The sequence below is a fragment of the Streptacidiphilus anmyonensis genome (genome assembly GCF_000787855.1).
Taxonomy (GTDB): Bacteria; Actinomycetota; Actinomycetes; order Streptomycetales; family Streptomycetaceae; genus Streptacidiphilus; species Streptacidiphilus anmyonensis.
The window spans coordinates 1-19,274 of the sequence record NZ_BBPQ01000105.1 but is presented as its reverse complement, the minus strand read 5'-3'; the positions used below and the strand labels follow the sequence as shown (position 1 = coordinate 19,274).

The following is a 19,274-nucleotide window of genomic DNA, read 5'->3' as shown; positions in this document are numbered from 1 at the left end:
GTAGTCTGACGAAAGGCCCGGCCAGGCGGCGGCTCTGACGCGACTCGGGGCAGCGTCGGCGGAAGGCGAAGTGGAGGCCGCGTCCGGCGACGATCCGTCAGATCCTCGGCAGAGGTCGAATTCTTGCAGAGTTTGATCGGACTCTTCCATGACTCGATATCGGAAGTTACGGTGTGCGGTGTCTGATCCAGCGCACTGCTCACCCCTTCCGCATGAGCCGAGGAGTCGCGATGAGACCCGCCCCGTCCCTGCGCCGCGCCCTGACCAGCAGCCTTGCCGGGGCCGCGCTCGTCGTGGGGCTCTTCGCCGCAGGCGGCGTCACCCACCGCGGTGACGCCGCCACCTCCGCCGGTCGCGCGACCCCCGCCGCCGCGACCGTCGGAGCCACCACGCCGTTCACGAGCCTGGAGGCCGAGTCCGGCACCCTGCTGGGCGGCGCGTCCACCGTCTCGCTGACCGCGGCCCCGACGACGCAGTACTCCAGCCCGGCGCTGGAGGCGTCGGGCCACGCCTACGTCCACCTGGCCGGCACCGGGCAGGGCGTGCAGTGGACGAACACCACCGGGCAGCCGATCAGCTTCGTCAACGTGCGCGCCAGCATCCCTGACGCACCGACGGGCGGCGGGATCACGGCGACGCTCGACCTGTACGTGGACGGCGTGTACCGCCAGACCCTGAACCTGAACTCGAAGCAGAGCTGGATCTACGAGGGCACCGACTACAACAACAGCGACGACAAGAACCCCGCCGACGGCGACCCCCGGGACTTCTGGGACGAGTCGCACGCCTTCGTCTCCGGAGCCCCGATCGCGCCGGGCAGCACCCTGTCCCTCGTCAAGAGCTCGTCGAACACCGCCGCCTCCTACGACGTCGACGTCATCGACGTGGAGAACCCGCCCGCGCCGATCGCGCAGCCGGCGAACTCCCTGTCCATCACCTCCTGCGGAGCGGTGGCCGACAACACGCCGACGAACGGCAGCGCGGACGGCGCCGCCACCGACAGCACGGCGGCGATCCAGAACTGCATCAACCAGGCCGAGGCCCAGGGCAGGACGCTCTGGATCCCGCAGGGCACCTTCTACCTCAAGGGCACCGCGGGCCTGCAGGCCACCGGCATCACCATCGCCGGTGCCGGAATGTGGTACTCCACCATCTACCGCGACGTGCCGCTGCCCAACAACCAGGGCCTGGCCGCGATCTTCTCGGTGACCTCCTGCAACGTCGAGAACTTCCACCTCGACTCCAACGCGATCAGCCGCGGGACGGCCGGCGGCGACGGCGGCGCGATGGACACCACCGGCACGAACTGGACCGCCGACGGCATCTGGAGCCAGCACGTCGAGTCCGGCTTCTGGGCCTCCGGCAGCGGCGGCACGGTGCGCAACAGCAGGGTCACCTCGGAGTGGGCCGACGGCATCAACCTGAACAACGTCTCGCTCACCGGCACCACCGGCAGCAACCTGACGGCGACCAACAACTTCGTGCGCGGCACCGGCGACGACGCGATGGCCATCAACTCCGTCGCCTCCAACACCAACGGCGGTTCCACGACCTACTACACCGCGATGTCGAACGTCACCCTGACGAACAACAGCCTGATCGCCCCCTGGGGAGGCAAGGGCATCGGCATCTACGGCGGTGGCGGCCACCACGTCCAGAACAACTACATCGCCGACACCGCGCGCTACATCGGCCTGGGCGCCGGGCGGTTCGGCGTCAACGGCAGCGACCTGACCTCGGCCACCGTGTCCGGCAACACCGTCGTCCGGTCCGGCGGCAACGGCTACGGCCAGGGCCAGCCGGCCCTGCAGATCGGCAACGGCGGCGACGGCCAGAACGTGGGCGTGGTCGACAGCGTCAACGCCGGCAACAACACGATCGTCGACGCGCTCTACGACGGGATCGGCTTCTCGCAGTCCACGAACACGACCCTGCAGAACAACACCGTCACCTCGCCATGGCGCAACGGCATCGTCATCCAGCCGCCCTACTACCCGGCGCCCACCGGCTCGGCGTCGATCACCGGCAACACAGTGACCGGGCTCGGCAGCGGCACGTCCCCGTACCTGAACAACTCCAGCGGCTTCACCGCCACCCTCAGCGGCAACAGCTGGCAGGGCACCACACCGCCCGAGGGCCCCTACGGCGGCACCCCGGCCGCGATCCCCGGCACCGTCCAGGCGGAGAACTACGACACCGGCGGCGAAGGCGTCGGCTACCACGTCAACTCCACCAACGGGACCGGCAACGCCTACCGCTCCGACGGCGTCGACCTGGAGACCACCACGGACACCGGCGGCGGCTACGACCTCGGCTGGACCTCCGGCGGCCAGTGGTTCCGCTACACGGTCGACGTCGCGACCGCCGGCACGTACACCGTCGCTCTGCGCGTCGCCGCGCCGTCCGCCGTCACCGCCGCGCTGCACCTCGCCAACGCCGCAGGCACGAACCTGTCCGGAGCGGTCGACATCCCGCAGACCGGCGGCTGGCAGAACTGGACCACGGTCACCGCCACCGTCACCCTGCCCGCAGGACAACAGGTCCTCACGCTCAACCAGGACAACGGCGGATGGAACGCCGACGACCTGGCCTTCACCGGCTCGTCAGGCCCGGCCGCGCTGACCGCGTCGCCGTCGAGCCTGACCTTCGGCCCGGTGACCGCGGGGACCACCAGCGCCGCGCAGACGGTGACGGTGACCAACCCGGGCGGCGTCGCGGCCACGATCACCTCCGTCGGCGTGAGCGGACCGTTCAGCCAGACGAACACCTGCGGAACCTCCCTCGCCGCCGGGGCGAGCTGCACCGTCTCGGTCCAGTTCTCGCCGACGACGAGCGGGGCCGCGAGCGGCACCCTCTCCGTCGCGGGCAGCGCCCCGAACAGCCCGCTCAACGTCGGGCTCTCGGGAACCGGAACCGCCGCGAACACCAACCTGGCGCTGAACCGCCCCACGACGGCGAGCGGCTACGTCCAGACCTACGCCCCGGCCAACGCGGTCGACGGGAACACCTCGAGCTACTGGGAGAGCACGAACAACGCCTTCCCGCAGTGGATCCAGGTCGACCTGGGCTCGACCGTCGGCGTCGGACGCATCGTCATGGACCTGCCGCCCTCGACCAGCTGGGGAGCACGGACCCAGACGATCCTGATCCAGGGCAGCACCGACGGCACCAGCTACGCGACGGTGGCGCCGTCCCAGGGGTACACCTTCGACCCGAACACCGGGAACACGGTGACGGTGACGTTCGCCTCGGCGGGCATCCGCTATCTGAAGCTCACGTTCACCGGCAACACAGGCTGGCCCGCCGGGCAACTGTCCGAACTCCAGGTGTTCGCGAGCTGAGACGTTCCCGGCAGGCACCGCACCGGAGCTAGAGCGCCGAGATGGACACAGGTGCGCGTTCGCTGCGGCTCAGGGCGCGCAGGACATTGGGCGCGCCGTGACGCCGCAAGGCGATCCGGGTCAGCAGGTCCACGACGGTTTCGACGGCGGGGGGCGGGAACTCCGGGGTCGGCAACCCGACGCTGTGCGCAAGGTCGTCGCAGTGGACAACGAGCTCCAGGAGTCGGCTGGTGACGAAGTCGTCGAGACTGATCGACCACGGCCCCCAGGTGGGGCGGCGAACCAGGCGATCCGGAGCGGCGGGCAGGATGCCGCGCAGTTCCTCGACGCATGCGGCGACCCGCGCGGCCAGGGCGGCCGGACCCTCTGCTGCCTCTTCCTCGCCGCCGGTTCGGATGGCCTGGTTGAACGGGGTGTCGAGGTCTGAGCCGATCCAGCTGACTCGCGCGTAGTACTGGTGGATCGAGATGACGGGCTCGGTGGTTACTGGCTCGGCGAGCACTGCGGGGATGAAGAAGACCTGCCCGGCCAGGTGACCCGCCAGCCCCTGGACGCTGAGCTTCGCCAGCGCGGAGGGCTGATGCCAGCCGTCTGCCACTTCCGGAGCAGCCAACAGCTTCGCCGCTGTGTCCGCCACTCTCAGGTAGAGCTCCCTCACCTGCGTCACCTTGCTGTTCCCCCTGTCGCGGTCGGCGGGTGTCCGCCAGGTCAACCTCGCGGCGACGGCGACGCATTCCCGGACGTGCCCCGACCGGAGGGCGGTCCGCAGGGTCAAGGTGCTGCCCGTTGGCCTGATGCACGGCAGCCGAGCGAAACCACTCCCGACCCGCCGCGCCGCCTCGCACGCGTCCTGGCGGGGCAGGAGACCGCCGCCGTCGGATGCCTCCACCATGCCGCGGCTTGGGGGCAGCCGGTGTCCGCGGTGACAGGGGCCCTGTGCCGTCGGCTAGAGCTAGAGCAGCTTCGACCGCGTGGTGCTGCCTCGCTTGGCGGGCGCGTTGCCGGCGCGGCGGGGCTTGCGCGGGCGTGGCCTGGTGAGGTTCTCGCTGAGGTTCAGGCCGGTACGCGCCTGCTCGGCGGGGGAGTGCTGCGGCTGGCACTCGACGCAGTACACCTCGGACGCGGGCCCGGCCGGGTAGTCCATCGACGCGGGGGGCAGGTAGTGGGCGCCGCAGTCCTGGCAGAGGAACACGGACCGGGTCACATCGTCGGGGGTGCTCATCACGTGATCCTTCCGCTGTCGCCGCAGCTGCTGCACTGGCCGTAGATCTGCCGCTGGACGGGCACAGGCTCGCCCTTCTCGTTGACCTCGTACGCGTAGACGGTCTTGAAGGTGGAGCCTTGGCCGCCGCATGCGCTGCAGGGCTGATCCGGCATCAAGACCTCCGCGTGTGAGGGTCTCCCCACCGTAGCGGGTGCGTGCCTGGTGGGCAGTCACTCGGACGGGTTCGCGATGCCGGCGCTGCCTGGTCGCGGTCGATGGCCTCCACAGCCGGCGGGAACGCCGCCGGGGCGATCCGGCGGCCCGCGGAACGACACGACGCCCGGACGCGAGTGCGCGCCGGGCGTCGGGGGTGCCGCATGCTGGTCAGGGCTGGGTGCGGACCTCGTTGGGGCTGACCGTGCCCGGCTTGCGCGGCGGGGCGGTCGGGTCCGTCGTGGGGTCGACCGCGACGACGTCGTTCGCGAGAGACAGGTCAGCCGCGACGGCCTCGGTCGGGTCGGACTGCTGCGGCTGCTGCGGCGTGCTCATGGTGTTCCTCTCCAGGTGTTCAAGTCGGGCGACCGAGGCGTGCTCGGCCTGGGCATATCTTCGCGGGTGGGAGTCAACATTCAATCAACAAGGCCGGCGACCAACTGCACGTCCCTGACCTCGGACGCCTCCGGAGCGCCCAGCCGCTGGAAGCCGTCCCTGGCCTGGGTCAACTGGTCCGCCGCCCTGCGCCCGTCGCCGAGAGCCAGCAGCGCCCGTCCCATCGCCCACCGCGCCAGCGACAGGTGGTAGTGCAGCTCGGACGCGTCCAGCAGGTCGAGTGCCCTGGCGGCGAGCTCCTGGGCGGACCGGGCCTCGCCCAGGTCGAGCCGGCAGTGTGCCAGGCGGGCCAGGACCAGCGCCTCCAGGCCGAGTCGCTGTTGGGCCCGGTAGAGCGAGAGGGCCTCGGCGAAGTGCGCGACCGCCGTGCGGGTGTCCCCGGAGCTGCTGAGCACGATGCCGAGCTGGTAGCGGGCGTCCGCCTCCGACCTGCTGCTGCCGGAGGTCAGTGCGGTCGCCAGGCCCTCCTCGGCCGCGTGCCGGGCCGAGTCCGGTCGGCCGGCGGTGAGTTCGCCGCGCGCGATGTTGCCGAGCAGGCGGGCCTCGTCGGCCACGTTGCCCAGCTGGGCGGCGAGGCTGCGGGCCAGCCGCAAGTGCTTGAGAGCCTCCTCGGCCCGGCCGGCGGCGTTGAGGTTCACCGCCAGTTCTGCGACCAACGTGTAGCGGAACTCCAGGCATTCGTCGCCCGGCAGCAGCCGCAGCGCCGCCCGGAACTCCGACTCCGCCTCGGTGACCCGGCCGGCCAGGGAATGGCGCAGGCCCGTGAGGTAGCGCAGGCGGGACAGGGCGCGGGGGTCCTCGGTGCGATCCGCGGCGAGGATCGCGGAGGGGAGGATGTCGCGCAGGCCGGGGCCCGCGGACTCGTCCTCGAAGAGCCAGACCCAGGCGAGCAGCAGGTCCACCAGCGGGCGCATCCCGAGGCGCGGTTCGACGCGCAGGACCTGTCCGGCGAGTTCGTGCAGAACGGTGCGGTCGCCGCGCAGGGTGACCCATTCCAGCGCGGCGTCGCCGAAGCGCGTCGCCCCGTCGTCCGTGCCCGGACGCGGCGGATGGAGCCGCCAGCTCAGCGGGGCCTGCTCGTTGGCGGCGCGCCAGGCCGCGCAGACGTACTCCAGTTGCTGCTCCAGCAGCCGCAGTACCACCGCCGACCGCACCTGCTCCGGCTCGGACGCCCGTGCCCGGGCGCGGGCGAAGACCCGGACCAGGTCGTGGTAGCGGTAGCGGCCCGCGGTCTCGGTCTCCAGGAGGCCGGCGTCGACCAGCGACTCCGTCAGGATCTCGGCCTCGGCCGGCGGCAGTTCCAGCACCGCCGCCGCGGCGGAGAGCGAGAACCAGGACACGGCGGGGACCGACAGCAGCCGGAAAGCCCACGCCTGCCGTTCGCTCAGCAGCCGGTAGCCCAGCTCGAAGGTGGACTCCACGGCGAGGTCCCCGACCCGCAGCTCCGCGAGGCGCTGCTGTTCGTCGCGGAGCCGGTCCAGCAGCGAGGCCACGGTCCAGCGGGGCCGGGTGGCCAGGCGGGAGGCGACGATGCGGACCGCGAGCGGGAGGTGCGCGCAGGCCGCGACCAGTTCGGTGGCCGCCGTGCCCTCGGCCGCCACCCGGGCGAAGCCCGCCACAGCCGCCAGGAGTTCCAGCGCCTCCAGTTCCTCCAGCGCGGTGAGCTCGGTGAGCAGCGCGCCGGGGATGCCCGCCAGCCGTGCGCGGCTGGTGACCAGGACCGCGCTGCCCGGGGTGCCGGGGATGAGCGGCAGGATCTGCGCCGCGTCCCGCGCGTTGTCCAGCACGATCAGCACCCGCCGGTCGGCCAGCCGCGAGCGCAGCAGCGCTGCGCGCTGCGCGGTGGCGTCCGGGAGTTGGGCGGCGGGGACGCCGAGGGCGAGCAGGAAGTCGCCCAGCACGGCCGCCGGGTCGGCGGGGCTTGGGGAGGTGCCGCTGAGCTCCGCGTAGAGCTGGCCGTCGGGGAAGACGGCGCGGACGCGGTGGGCGATGCGGACGGCCAGGGTGGTCTTGCCGACGCCGCCGATGCCGGAGAGGCCGTGCAGGGTGACGGCGGAGCGTTCGGCCGCGGTGACCAGCGAGTGGCAGATACGGTCGACCAGCGCGGCGCGTCCGGTGAAGTCGAGTGTGTCGCTGGGCAGTTGCGCCGGGACGGGGTCGGGCTCCGGGTCCTCGGGAGCGGCGTCCGCCGCCCGCCCGCCCTCGGTCGCCAACAGGCCGGGGTCACTGGCCAGGATGCGCCGGTGAAGATCGGTCAGCTCCGGTCCCGGCTCGATGCCCAGCTCGTCGATCAGCAGCCGTCGGCCCGCGTCGAAGAGAGCGAGCGCCTCGGCCTGCCGGCCGCTGCGGTAGAGGGCGAGCATCAACGCGGCGCGCGGCCTTTCGCGCAGCGGGTGTTCGGCCACGAGCGGGCCCAGCAGCGCCAGCACCTGGTCGTCGTTGCCGCTGTCGGCCTCCGCGCCGGCCAACGACTCCAGCACGCTCAGCCGGGCCTGGAGGAGCCGGTCGCGTTCCCGCTCGGCGAACGGGCCGGGCACGCCCGCCAGCGGTTCGCCGCCCCACAGCGCCAGTGCCTGGGTGAACAGGGTCGCGGCACGCGGCGCGTCCCCGGCGGCGCGGGCGGCCGCGCCGGCCTCCGCCAGCCGCTCGAACTCGCCCACATCCGTGGTGCTGCGGGTCGGCAGCCGCAGCGCGTACCCGTCGCCGACGGAGACCAGGACCCCGACCCGGTCGCGGCCGGCGGCCTCGGGAGCGAGCAGGGTGCGCAGCCGGGAGACATAGGTGCGGACCGTCCCGACGGCGCGGGCGGGGGAGTCCTCGCCCCAGATGGCGTCCACCAGCTCCTGCGCCGGGACGGCCTTGCCCTCCGCGAGCAGCAGCCTGACCAGCACGGCGCGCTGCTGTGGTGAACCGGCGTTGAGCGGGTCGCTGTCGCGTCGCACCACGACCTCGCCGAGCAGGGCGAACTCCAGCTCCTTGCCGGCCGAACCTCCCGCCCCGGACATAAGGTGTCCCCCGGTCATCCGTGCGCGTCCACCAGCGACGACTGCTCCCCGTACTGCGCCTCGGAGGGTAGCACCAGCGCGCGAAGGAATACCCCTTCCGCACGGCTCCTCGGCGTTGATCCGTTGTGTATCGGGGCCTGCCAGGCTCTGTCGTGGCAGCCCCGAGGAGGGGACCGTCCCGCCGACGACGCAGAGCGAACAGGACCATGACGAGCAGCATCCTCCTACTCCCTCGCAGCAGGACCACGTCGCGTACGGCCGAGTCCGGCCGTGACGAGGCCCGCACGCCCTGGACCCGGCCGGTCGGCCAGGGGGGCGCCGGACAGGGAAGGCGCGGGGTGGAGATCTCACTGCTCGGTCCGGTGCGTGCGTGGGACGGGGGCTGCCCGCTGTTCCCCGGGACACCGGTGCAGCAGGCGCTGCTTTCCATGCTGGCCCTGCGGGCCGGCATGGAGGTGTCGGTGGCGGAACTGGTGGAGGGGGTCGTGGGTCCGGTCGAGGGGGAGGCGGCCGGACCCCTGGAGGAGGAGCTGCACGTGCACGTCGCGCCCGTGCAGCGCCTCCTGCGCCGCAGGGGCGACGGGGGTGCCCTGCGGTCGACCGATGGCGGCTACCGGCTGGAGATCAACCCCGGCCTGGTGGACGCGATCGCGTTCGAGCACACGATCGGCGACGCGCGGGTGTTGATGGGGATCGACCCCGCCGCCGCCGAACTGCTGCTGGACAGAGCGCTCGGGCGGTGGCGTGGCGCCCCGCTGCAGGGCGTCCCGGGGCCGTTCGCGGAGTGGGAGCGGATCAGGCTCTGGGATCTGCATGACGAAGCCTCCGTCATGCGCCGTCGCCTGCGCCTGCTCCGGCGCTGAGCGGCGGAATCGGGGATCGGCTCCCCAGGGCGCTCGGGGGGGTGCTCAGGGGAGCCGATCCCGCACTCACGGTGTCGACGGTCGCGTCATGACCGGCCGTCAGTGCCACTGGGCGGCGTGCGCGGCACTGCGCACGCAGCGGACGGGATCGTTCGTGGCGACGTGGGCCAGGGCCGCCATGGTGTCGACCGTGCGTGGCAGTCGGCCCAGCGCCGTGGCGGTGCGGGCTCGGACGCGGTAGTCGGGGTCATGGAGGGCGTTCAGCAGGTCGGCGTCCGTGCGTGGGTCGGCGAGACGCGCGAGGGCTCCCGCGGCTGCGGCCCGGACCGTCGGGTCGGGATCGGCGAGCAGTTCGGTGAGCTGTTCGGGGAACTGCGGGCCGGCGTCGGGTGTGAGCGCTCGGCCGAGGATCCACGCGAAGGCGCGTCGGGCGCGGGGGCTGGCGCCGCGGTTCTCCCAGATTCTCGGTGATGCGACATAGGCGGCTCGGGGCCCCAGGGCGGCGAGGGCCTGGGCCGCGAGACGATGGGTGCGGCGGTCGGTGGCGTCGGAGCGGACGAGTTCGAGCATGGCCGGGGCGGCTCGCAGAGTGGCGACGCGCGCGAGGCCGACCAGGCCGGCTGCCCGTCGGGGGCCGGCGCACAGCTCCAACAGGAACGGGACGAACCGCTGGTCGGCCACCCGGGCCACGGCATGGACGACCTTCTCCTGCCAGAGCTCCTGCATGGTGCGGGTGAGGCCGAGCAGGGCGTCCAGCGCCTCCGGCGTCGCCAGCATGCACAGCGCCAGCGCCACCTGCTCCTCGCACTGCGTGCACGACCGCCGGGTCGGGAGGCGGCCGGCCTCCACCTCGCCGGCGATGCGAACGAGCGCTGCGGCGGCGGCCGGGCTCCCGATCCGGGCCAGCGCGACGGCCGCTTCGTGCGTCACCAGCGCGCAGCTGCGAGCCCTGTGCGTGGGAGGTGTCGCCGACAGGGCCGGCACGGCCTCCTCGGCGCGGGCCATGCCCAGCACGTACACCGCGTGGTCGACCTGGCGGCACTCCGCACTGCTGAGCGCGGCAAGACAGGCATGGACGGCACCTGCCAGCGCCTGCTGCTCCTCGGGAGTGCCGGCGGCCCGCGCGAGGCGGCCCAGCCGTCGTGCCGCGGCCGCGGCGGGGCCGCCGAGCCGCGGGTAGGTGAGAGCCTTCGCGAAGGCGGCCACCAGCTCGTCAGGCGCGAGACCGTCGACGAAGGTTCTCAGGTCTCCATGCCCCGGCCACTTGACCCAGGGTCCCCCTGCACCGTGATCCACGATCGCTCACTCAAGCGCCAAGCGGACCTCTGATCAAGTCTTCGGGTCGAACTGTACGGGTCTGGTGGGGGTAGGGAAGCCGATGACGGTGAGGTGGGGATGCGTGTTCGGCGGGGCCGCGTGGACGATGCCCGCGCGTACGTCGTGCGCTTGATCGTCTTCACGCGGCTGAGGTGGTGCGCTGCGGTGACCCTCGGTGACGGCGCCGGCGAGCGGCGGGTTAGGCTGCGGAGAGGTCCCGTAGGGCCGCGATCGGCCAGGAGGTAGGTGCCGTGTATCAGCAGCCCCGCTGGATCAGTGACGAGTCCAGGCTGCGCTGGGTGGCGCTGGACCGCGAACAACGACAGCGGTTGTTCGACGCAGCCCGCAGGGGCGAACCCTGGCCGGACCAGGACCTCGCCCTCGCCGCCGTCCACTGGGCCTGGGCCGTCCTCGGACCGCCGCAGGCGCGCAGGGCCTACCCGCTGGGGGACCTGATCCTGCGGGCCGCCCCGGCCGCGATGTTCGAAAACGTCTTCAACGGCGCCAAGCAGCACGACATGCGCCTGTCGGTGCGCCGCGCGGCCAAGCTCGTCGAGCGTGCCAACCTGCCGACGCTGGAAGAGGCAGGGCTCCTGCAGCGAGCCTGACGCCGGCTTCGGCCAGGTCTTCGACCAGGTCTTCGGCCGTGCCGGATCTGCTGCGCCAAGGGGCGACGGTGCCTGGCCGCGAGTCGATGGACGATGACGGCCGTGAGGATCCAGGTGACCAGTCCGCACGGACATGGGAAACGATGGTCAGGTCACTGAAGAGTGACGATCTTGTGCATCCCCAGCACCGCGTGCGGGATGCCGTTGCGCTCGTCGGGGACCATGCAGAGCAGCACGTAGCGGCCGGGCTGCAGGCCGTGGGCCTGTACCGAGGCGGTGTGGTCGGTGGACAGGGCGCCGAGCCCGGTGGCGGGGCCGGTGAACGGTGAGGGGGCCGGGCGGCCGAGCTGCTGGTTCCACAGGTACTGCGCGATCTGGTCCTCGGTGGTGTGCGCGCCGATGGGCCGCAGCTCCATCTCGTGGATCTGGTCGGACTGGTCGTGCACCAGGTAGGCCAGGTGGGCGTGGTCGACGTCCTCGGTCTGGAAGCGCAGACCGTGCTCGATCACGATGCCGTCGTCGAAGCGGGCCTGGTTGACGTTCGGCCCGTTGGTGCCGGCCAGGGTCAGCAGCTTGGCGACGGGGTGGGCCGGGTCGTTGCGCAGGGCGGTGAGGTCGAGCAGGTAGACCGGGCCGGGCGCGATCTCCTCGGTGAGCTGCTCGTGCACCTGCGAGGTGACGAGCGCTCCGCCCAGCAGGTCCGCCTCCCGGTCCACGGCCCGGATGCCTTCGGCCGCTGTGTGCGGGCTGGGGCTGAGGGCCTTGGCGAGGTCCTGGTAGACCTGCTGGGGCGTCACGCCGCCGTGCGGGCGCAGCACCTGGAGCTGGCGGCCGCTCGGGTCGTCCGTCTTGACCCGGAAGCTGACCAGGCCGCCCTTGGCGCTGGTCGGCGCCTGGATGCCCGAGGCGCCGATGCTGACCTCGATGGGGTGGTCCTCGGGCGAGGCGGCGCCGGCCACCCCGCTCGCGCCGAGGCTGGTCGCCAGCGCGAGGGCCGAGACGGCCGCGGTCCGGGCCAGTGTTGTGAGAACGTGCTCCGACATGGGGATCCTTCCGACGGGTTGTCACCGGCGCGAAGCATCCCCCGCAGCCGAGCACCCGTGGCGCGGGAACGCGACCGTTCGCCCTATCGGTTCAACGGACCGCCGGTTGCGCGGCACCGGGTGTGGACCGTTGCTCCGCAGGCCGACGGGTCCCGGCGGACCGCGCGATGAGCGGCCGCGTCTGTTCGCGGCGACGGGGCGACGGGGGTGATCCGGCCCCGGGGCGGCTGAGCGGCCGCACGCGCTCGACACGGACGACCCCTACGGCAGCCCGGAGAGAGGTGGACCCGGCGGCCCGCTGCTGCCCCGCGTGCCGAGGCGAAGACAGAGCCACGGACGCCTACCGTTGTTCGCGGGTCCGTCACCTGGAAAGGGGGCCTCAGGGCGTGGACGCGTCGTCCGGGTTGACAGAACAGCATCGCAGCGCCCTGGAAAGGATCCGGCAACGCGAAGACGCGGTCTTCCGCGGGCGCGTGCCGAAGTCGCTGGCGCTCGGCACGCAGGCACGCGGGTGCATGCCCAGCGGCGTCCCCATGGCCTGGATGGCCGGCTTCTACCGGACCCCGACGCTGTGGGTCTCACACGGCCATGGAGCGACGTTCACGGATGTCGACGGCAACACCTATCTCGACTTCAACGTCGGCGACATGTCGACCGTCCTCGGCTACGCCCATCCCCGCCTGGGCGAGGTCATCGGCGAGCAGGCGGCGCGGGGCGTCCAGATGTTCCTTCCGGTCGAGTCCGCGCTGGCGGTGTGCGAGCAGCTGCGACTGCGCTTCGGGCTTCCGCAGTGGCAGTTCACTCTCTCGGCGACGACCGCCAACATCGAGGCCCTCCGCATCTCCCGGGCGGCCACCGGACGCCAGGACATCCTGCTGTTCGCTGGTAAGTACCACGGCCAGCTCCAGGAGACGCTCTGGACCGACCAAGGCGCAGGTCTCGTGCCGGAAGCCACCGGCTTGGGCGCACCGCCGTCCGGGGTCGTCGTGGTCGACTTCAACGACCTCGACGGGGTCGAGCGGGTGCTGCGCGAGCAAAGGACCGCTGCGGTCCTCGTCGAGGGTGTGCTGACCAACTGCGGGACCGTGCTGCCAGACGCCGGATTCCTGCCGGGACTGCGCGAGATGTGCACGAGGTACGGAACGCTCCTGGTGATGGACGAGACGCACACCCAGTTCGACCTGTACGGCGGCGCGGTCACCCACTACGGCATCGCCCCCGACATCGTCACGGGCGGCAAGGGCATCGGGGGCGGCATCCCCATCGGCACCCTCGGCATGACCAGCGAACTGGCCTCGGTCGTCGAGTCGGGACTCGGGGACGAGCTCGGCGAGACGGTGGGCATCGCCCTGGGCGGCACACTCTTCGCCAACGCCCTGTCCCTGGCCTGCGCCGAAGTCGTCCTGACGGAGCTGATGACCCCGGCCGAGCACGACCGGACGGCACGACTGGGCGGCATCCTGGCGGACGGCATCGAGGCCGCCGCACGGGACCACGGACTGGCATGGCGCGCCCACCGGTTCGGCGCGCGCAGCGGCTACTGCCTGCTGCCCGAACTGCCGCGGAACGCGCAGGAGGCGCACGTCAGCCTCGACCCGCTGTTCGCGGACGCACGTCGGGTGTTCTTCGCCAATCGTGGCGTGTGGGACGCCATCTCCTCTTCCGGGCCGCACGCGGGCTTCGCTCACGACACTGGCGACGTCGAGGTCTATCTCGGTGTGCTCGACGACTTCCTGGACGAGATGTGCTCGAGATGAGTGCGCAGCGACGTTGAACTGCCCGGACGGGCGGAAGGCCGCTCCCACCTCTCGGTGGGAACGGCCTTCGACCTGTGCAAAGGCTCTCAGGACGGCAGGACTTGAACCCAGGGTCCGTTCACCCCCAGCGCCCGGGGCCCGCCGGCGCGCGACAACGGGCCGTGCACCGGCTGGTCAGCCGCGCTTGGCGCAGTACGGCGGCCGATGCTTCGCCGCCGCAGGCGGACAGGGGTGGTGCGGCATCGTGATCGAGGAACTGCTCTGAGCGATGTTCGCGTTGGCATTGACGATCGTGATGACGGGCCCGTGGTGGTCCCTCTGGTCGATCTCGACGTTGGTGCTGCAGTCGGTGACCCTCTTGCAGGCGCCGCCCGGCGAGGTCGGCAGGACGGCGTTCGCCAGGCGGCCCTTGGCGTGGTCGTTCACCTTCACCTTGTAGGAGACCCTGACCGTGCCTCCCACGGGTAGCGGGCCGTTCCAGGCGAGCGTGTTTCCGAAGACCTTGACGGTCCCGGCGGAGGCCCAGATGGAGGTCCGAACGAGCGATGCGTTCCGCAGGACGTCCGACAGGTCGTCCGTGAACGCGGCGGAGTCGCCGAGGTAGGGGTTGGCTCCGGTGTTCCTCACCGTCACGAGGTAGGTGAGGGTGTCGCCGGGGCTGGCTTCGCCGACCGGGGCCACGGTCTTCGAGAGGCTGTACGAGGTCCTCGGGGCGAGGGCGCAGCTCCCCGTGTCCTGTACCGAGCTCGCGCCGTAGAAGATGTTGCCCGTGTTGGCGACGACCGTGTAGGCAAGGGGCGCCGTGGACGGCGCGGTGGGCACGGAGGACAGCCGGTCGATCTGGCCGGAGCCCGTGAACGTGTACACCGTTCGCCCGGACTGCGAGACCCCGTACGTGCCGGACGGCAGGGTGCCGACCTCGGTGACCGAGTTGTCCGGGTGGATGCGGAAGACCCCGGTGGAGGCGCCGCTGTCGGCCAGACCCAGGATGTCGCCGTCGGGCAGGACCGTGAGGTCCCCCGTCGAGGCGAAGCCTGACGGGTACTGAGCGGCGAAGGTGGTGGTCGTGCCGGTGGCGGGGTCGATCGTCCACAGGCTCCGGCTGCTGGGCGCGCCGGCCAGGAGCTGCCCGTTCGGCAGCGCGGTGAGTGCGTTGAGGGCGACGTTCTGGGCCGGACCGGTCAGGGGCGTGGTCGCGGTCACCGCCCCCGTCGCCGGGTCGATCGTGGACAGGTGCGCCGGGATGGAGAAGTTCACGGCGTAGAGCGTCCGCCCGTCCGCGCTCCACGCGATGTCCCCGAGGTGCGCGGGCACAGGCACATTGTGGAGCTGCGCAGCGGTGAGCGGGTCGTACTCGATCAGGCGGCCCGGGCTGGTGTTCGCCCAGACCGGCACGGGCAGGCAGGGGGCGGCGTCGGGGCGTCGCACCTGATCGGCAGGGGTTGCCCCGATCGCCGATCCGGCGGCAGCCCCGGCCAGCGTGCACGCGAGCGCCGCGGCAACGGTGGCGCGGGCGAGTTTCTTACGGTGGGTCATGTCGGCTCCGATCGCGGACGCGAGACGCGCGGCTCCTGCCTGGTCGCGTGAGCATGCGGTCCAGGCATGTCGGATCTAATGACTATGCGAATGATCGGATCATCAATCGCCCGCCTCGGAAGTCCGCCTGATTGGTCGCATGCCGTGCGCCCGGAGGAGCCGCCGCACCCACGACGCCGCCGATAGCGCGCTGCTCGACCAGGCGCCTCGATGCGGATCAGGGCCCGCTGCTGGACCAGGGGCAGCCGGTCGGCGGCCGCGGGAACCTCGACGCCGACAACCGTGAGCGTCCTCCGCGCGACGCCCCCCGCCTACCGGTCGAGCCTCCTTGGTGGCCGCAGGAGGACGACGTCGACGAGGAGGTCCGCGCCGATCTCTCCGCCTTCGGCGATGTGCCGCCGGTTCGATGGCGTGGACCCGTTCGGCGCGATCAGGGTCGCATGCGAGGAGAACGTGAGTCGTCTCAAACCGCAGGTCAAGTCCTTGAGACGGTCATGAATCAGTGAGACAACCGATCTGCCTTGCTGATCCGCGGGCGACGCGTCGATTGTTGATCTCCGTCGGGCGAAACGCGCCGATCAACACACACTCTGAATCGGGGAACAAGCATGAGCATGCGCAAGCGCATAAAGACGGCGGCATCCTTCGCGGCAGTGAGCGTCTCCGCGCTGGCGATCCCTTTGGTCGGTGCTGGCAGTGCGCACGCCGATTCGCAGTCGGGCTGCTCGTACCCGTACGTGTGCATCTACGGCGGCACCAGCGTGAACGACCCCATCGTGGCTGAGTTCCGGGACTACACCAGCTACTACCAGAGCACCAACCACAAGAACTTCGCTGTCGTCAACACCCGCAACCAGGACACCGTGTGGCTGCGCATCGACTACGGGAGCGGCCCGACGTACACGTGCCTCACCAACGCGAGCCAGCCGAACAACAGCATCGGCAGCTCGGGAACTCTCACCGGCATCATGATCAGCTCGAACACCAGCTGCTGACTGCGGTTCCCTATGCAGCGCGCACGCTGAACGCCGCGCGGCGTAAGCGTGCGCGCTGTCGCGTCTGGACGTCGCCTCGTTCCAGTCGTCGATCCAGAAGCCCGGCAGGGTGTCGTGCTGCCGGGACTGGCCTGGCAAGCCCCGAACCTCCGGCCGAGCACCTTTCCGGATCCTCTCGACGTCCCGTCCCTGCGGCATGTGAGCCGTCGGAGCTCCTCACACGAGACCCGCGCTACCCAACACCACCAACGCGACGTCTCGTTGATCCGCTACACCACGCGGCGGGACGCCATCAGGGGCCGGCCCCTTCACGACCGGCTCCTGGTCGCTATCGCGAGCTGCTCTCCGGCAACCGCCGCACCGCGCAGGCCGTCGCCGGTCGGGAGCGTCTGCCCGACCTCAAGGATCTACCGGCCGCCGAGCGCCGGCGTGGCCCCGGACCGCCCTGAGGAGCACCGCGGTTCAAACGATGCACGAACTGTGCGCCGTGAAGCAGCCCGGGACCACAGCGACGCTGGAACAGGATCACGAACCTGGAGGTCGCCATGTCCGGTCCCGTCGCTGAACTTCCGTCGGTGCACTCCCTGTCGCGCCCCGAGGAGACCCCGGAGTGCGAGTCCTCGACCTGCCACGGCATTTCCATCCACGACCCGGTCTACCACCATGACGTCTGGTGGAACTGGGTCGGCCTGTTCGGCCTGGCGGTCCTTGTCCTCGGCGCGGTCGGATTCATGGTCGGACGGATCGTCGCCCTGTGAGCACCGTCCCAAGCCGCCGTGAACCAGCCCCAGCCGGGCCTGTGCCGGCCGACCACGCGGCCTGCCTGCCGACCGGAGAGGTAGCCCGGAGGCTCGGGGTCTCCCCGGTCACACTGAGGTCCTGGGAACGCCGCTACGGCATCGGCCCCGCCCAGCGCGACGAAGGCCGCCACCGCCGTTGGAGCGCGACCGACGTCGCGCGGCTGGAGACGATGTGCGAACTGACCGCACGGGGGCTTCCCCCTGCCGAGGCCGCCCGCCTCGCGGTCCATCCAGGACCAGGCCGGCTCACCGCTCTGCTTCGCAGCGAGCCGACCTCTGGTGCGGCCGAGGCGCCGCCACGCCCACTGGAAGAGGAGGCGACCCGCCGCCGCGTACGCGGCCTGATCAGGGCTGCCGATCGACTCGACGCCCCCACCCTCCAGGAACTTCTGGCGGACACGTTGGACCTCTGGGGAGTCGAGGCCGCATGGGATGAAGTGATCGGCCCGATGCTGCGCGCCGCCGGTCGACGCTGGGCCACGGTGGGGGAGCCCTACATCGAGGTCGAACACTTCCTCTCCTGGCACGTCGCCGCGGAACTTCACCGGCGCGCGTGCCCCGTTCCGCGTCGCGGACCCGTAACGCTGCTCGCCGCAGTGCCAGGTGAGGACCACACGCTTCCCTTGGACGCCCTGGCAGCCACGCTCACGGGGCGCGGCACGGCCTTCCGGATGCTCGGGTCATCGGTCCCCCCGCCGGCCCTGGCCCAGGCGTTGCAGCGCCTGGGCCCGGCAGCGGTCGTCCTGTGGTCGCAGACCCGCACGACAGCGGCGCCGAACCTCGCCGCCCACCTGCTCAACATCCCCTTCGGCGTCGCGGGCGCCCGCCACCGGCCCCTGCTCCTGCTCGCCGGCCCGGGCTGGCGCGGTGTCAAGGTTCCCGACCAGGCGGTGCTTCCGCCGTCCCTGCGGGCTGCGGCAGACCGCATCGCCTCGACCAGGGGAGTACGCGAGCCATCCAAGGGCGCGCCGGCAACGAAGAACTGATCGACAGTCGAAAAGAGACAAGGGATCCGACATGGCGATCACCGTCGAACGCTCCTTCCGGGTCGACGCCTCCCGGTCAGCGGTGGCCGCCTATCTGGAGGACTTCACGCACACACAGCAATGGGACCCCGGAACGGTCGCCTGCCGACGTCTCGACGTCGGGCCGATCGCCGTCGGCGCCCGTTGGGAGAACACCTCCCGCTTCCGGGGCAGGGAAACGACCCTCCACTACCGACTGCTCATTCGCCGGCCCGAGCGGCTCGTCTTCCGCGGCGAGAACCGGACCGTGCAGGCGACCGACGACATCGCGATCCTCCCGAACGGCCCCGGCAGCCTGATCACCTACCGGGCCACCCTCCGCTTCAAGAGGGTCTTCCGGCTCGCTGAGCCGCTGCTGCGCGGCGCCTTCGACGAACTCGCCGACGCCGTCCAAGCCCGCCTTCCCGAGGTACTCGAGACCTTGCCCACGTCCGGACGATAACCAAGCGGTCCCGGTCCCGGTCCCGGTCCCCGTGACAGTGGCGCCGCCCTTGAGGCCCACCCATGCGCGCATCGCGTCTGTCTCGCGAGCGGACATTCGATTGGTCTACGGCCGCGCTGTCGGCCCGTGCACCAAGAAGACCTCGTCCGCGTAGCACCACCCCCAGCTCTCGCCCTCCTTCAGGGTGCGGGCCAGCGGGTGGCCGGTGCGCTCCGCGTGGGCGTGGGCGTGTCGTCCCGGCGAGCTGTCACAGCACCCGACCTCCCCGCACAACAGACACGCGAGGAGGTTTACCCACGTGCCACCGGCACGCAGGCACGCCTCGCACCTCGGTGGGCGTGCGGCGAGCGGACGAGCCAGCGCGAGGTGCTCGCACGTCCTGGCGCGCGCCGCGCCGAGTGGCTGCTCAACGCGCCACACTTCTTCTTCGCTCACCACACCAGCACACCACAGGCGCGGCACCCAGGTCAGGCTCCTCGCCGCCACGCGCCTCCATGTCGTGGTCGCCCCCGACGCGGTGCGCGGATCAGCCGTGGGGACTCGGGGACGGGCCTGCCGGCGTACCCGCCCACAGGGGCGGGGACCGAGGCCGCGATGTCCCCGTGAGCAAACGTTCGAGCTGGGGACCCGTCGGCCTCGGGGCTGTGCGGGAACGTTGCGCATGGCGTGGCCTGGGCGGTCGTGCGTGCATGAAGAGGTGACCATGAGGTCACCGCCGGCGGCCCTGTG

18 protein-coding genes are annotated in these 19,274 nt (G+C 71.6%); 9 read left to right on the top strand and 9 right to left on the bottom strand.

Going from position 1 to position 19,274, the window contains the following annotated elements; genetic code table 11:
• Positions 1–230 precede the first annotated feature (230 nt).
• On the top strand, positions 231–3,341 hold the full coding sequence (locus tag TR50_RS40120) for a discoidin domain-containing protein (RefSeq protein ID WP_084701829.1): 3,111 nt from the start codon (positions 231–233) through the stop codon (positions 3,339–3,341).
• A 28-nt stretch (positions 3,342–3,369) separates the two neighbouring features.
• Here the strand turns inward: TR50_RS40120 and TR50_RS40115 are convergent, their stop codons facing one another.
• From TR50_RS40115 to TR50_RS40105, 5 genes are all read right to left on the bottom strand, one after another.
• Positions 3,370–3,999 (bottom strand): maleylpyruvate isomerase N-terminal domain-containing protein, encoded by a 630-nt coding sequence (locus tag TR50_RS40115; protein ID WP_236654796.1) that lies wholly within the window; start codon positions 3,997–3,999, stop codon positions 3,370–3,372.
• Between the two features lie 294 nt (positions 4,000–4,293).
• Positions 4,294–4,563: a hypothetical protein gene (locus TR50_RS40110; RefSeq protein WP_042434738.1), complete on the bottom strand. Its 270-nt coding sequence runs from the start codon at positions 4,561–4,563 to the stop codon at positions 4,294–4,296.
• Positions 4,563–4,718 (bottom strand): hypothetical protein, encoded by a 156-nt coding sequence (locus tag TR50_RS47385; protein WP_160311269.1) that lies wholly within the window; start codon positions 4,716–4,718, stop codon positions 4,563–4,565. Before TR50_RS47385 ends, TR50_RS40110 begins: the two co-directional genes overlap by 1 nt.
• Before the next feature lie 211 nt (positions 4,719–4,929).
• Complete coding sequence (locus TR50_RS47380) at positions 4,930–5,094, bottom strand: hypothetical protein (protein WP_160311268.1); 165 nt, start codon at positions 5,092–5,094, stop codon at positions 4,930–4,932.
• Positions 5,095–5,174: 80 nt separating this feature from the next.
• Entirely contained in the window at positions 5,175–8,159 is a 2,985-nt protein-coding gene (locus TR50_RS40105) for an AfsR/SARP family transcriptional regulator (RefSeq protein ID WP_042434735.1), read from the bottom strand.
• Between the two features lie 338 nt (positions 8,160–8,497).
• On the opposite strand from TR50_RS40105, the gene TR50_RS47375 reads away from it, so the two are divergent.
• Positions 8,498–9,022, top strand: coding sequence for an AfsR/SARP family transcriptional regulator (locus TR50_RS47375; protein WP_042434732.1), 525 nt, complete (start codon positions 8,498–8,500; stop codon positions 9,020–9,022).
• A 99-nt stretch (positions 9,023–9,121) separates the two neighbouring features.
• On the opposite strand, the gene TR50_RS43395 is transcribed toward TR50_RS47375, so the two are convergent.
• Positions 9,122–10,318: a HEAT repeat domain-containing protein gene (locus TR50_RS43395; protein ID WP_152648904.1), complete on the bottom strand. Its 1,197-nt coding sequence runs from the start codon at positions 10,316–10,318 to the stop codon at positions 9,122–9,124.
• Between the two features lie 272 nt (positions 10,319–10,590).
• On the opposite strand from TR50_RS43395, the gene TR50_RS40090 reads away from it, so the two are divergent.
• On the top strand, positions 10,591–10,947 hold the full coding sequence (locus TR50_RS40090; protein WP_042434729.1) for a hypothetical protein: 357 nt from the start codon (positions 10,591–10,593) through the stop codon (positions 10,945–10,947).
• Between the two features lie 152 nt (positions 10,948–11,099).
• Here the strand turns inward: TR50_RS40090 and TR50_RS40085 are convergent, their stop codons facing one another.
• On the bottom strand, positions 11,100–11,990 hold the full coding sequence (locus TR50_RS40085) for a hypothetical protein (protein ID WP_042434727.1): 891 nt from the start codon (positions 11,988–11,990) through the stop codon (positions 11,100–11,102).
• 473 nt (positions 11,991–12,463) lie between these two features.
• Here TR50_RS40085 and TR50_RS40080 point away from each other — a divergent pair, with 473 nt between their 5' ends.
• On the top strand, positions 12,464–13,747 hold the full coding sequence (locus tag TR50_RS40080; RefSeq protein WP_052441853.1) for an aminotransferase class III-fold pyridoxal phosphate-dependent enzyme: 1,284 nt from the start codon (positions 12,464–12,466) through the stop codon (positions 13,745–13,747).
• Positions 13,748–13,921: 174 nt separating this feature from the next.
• Here TR50_RS40080 and TR50_RS40075 read toward each other — a convergent pair whose 3' ends face one another.
• Complete coding sequence (locus TR50_RS40075) at positions 13,922–15,283, bottom strand: DUF7927 domain-containing protein (RefSeq protein ID WP_042434724.1); 1,362 nt, start codon at positions 15,281–15,283, stop codon at positions 13,922–13,924.
• A 131-nt stretch (positions 15,284–15,414) separates the two neighbouring features.
• Between TR50_RS40075 and TR50_RS50495 the strand changes: the two genes are divergently transcribed.
• From TR50_RS50495 to TR50_RS40055, 5 genes are all read left to right on the top strand, one after another.
• Positions 15,415–15,789 (top strand): cryptochrome/photolyase family protein, encoded by a 375-nt coding sequence (locus tag TR50_RS50495; RefSeq protein WP_152648903.1) that lies wholly within the window; start codon positions 15,415–15,417, stop codon positions 15,787–15,789.
• 102 nt (positions 15,790–15,891) lie between these two features.
• On the top strand, positions 15,892–16,278 hold the full coding sequence (locus TR50_RS40070) for a hypothetical protein (protein ID WP_042434721.1): 387 nt from the start codon (positions 15,892–15,894) through the stop codon (positions 16,276–16,278).
• A gap of 545 nt (positions 16,279–16,823) precedes the next feature.
• On the top strand, positions 16,824–17,036 hold the full coding sequence (locus TR50_RS40065; RefSeq protein ID WP_042434719.1) for a hypothetical protein: 213 nt from the start codon (positions 16,824–16,826) through the stop codon (positions 17,034–17,036).
• Positions 17,033–18,064 (top strand): MerR family transcriptional regulator, encoded by a 1,032-nt coding sequence (locus TR50_RS40060; RefSeq protein WP_084701823.1) that lies wholly within the window; start codon positions 17,033–17,035, stop codon positions 18,062–18,064. The genes TR50_RS40065 and TR50_RS40060 overlap by 4 nt, the downstream gene beginning before the upstream one ends.
• Positions 18,065–18,095: 31 nt before the next feature.
• A complete protein-coding gene (locus TR50_RS40055) occupies positions 18,096–18,545 on the top strand; it encodes an SRPBCC family protein (protein ID WP_042434713.1) in 450 nt (149 codons plus the stop codon).
• A gap of 105 nt (positions 18,546–18,650) precedes the next feature.
• On the opposite strand, the gene TR50_RS50280 is transcribed toward TR50_RS40055, so the two are convergent.
• The gene (locus TR50_RS50280; RefSeq protein ID WP_084701831.1) at positions 18,651–19,208 is read right to left on the bottom strand and encodes a UBP-type zinc finger domain-containing protein; all 558 of its coding nucleotides are present in this window, start codon (positions 19,206–19,208) and stop codon (positions 18,651–18,653) included.
• Positions 19,209–19,274: the final 66 nt, after the last annotated feature.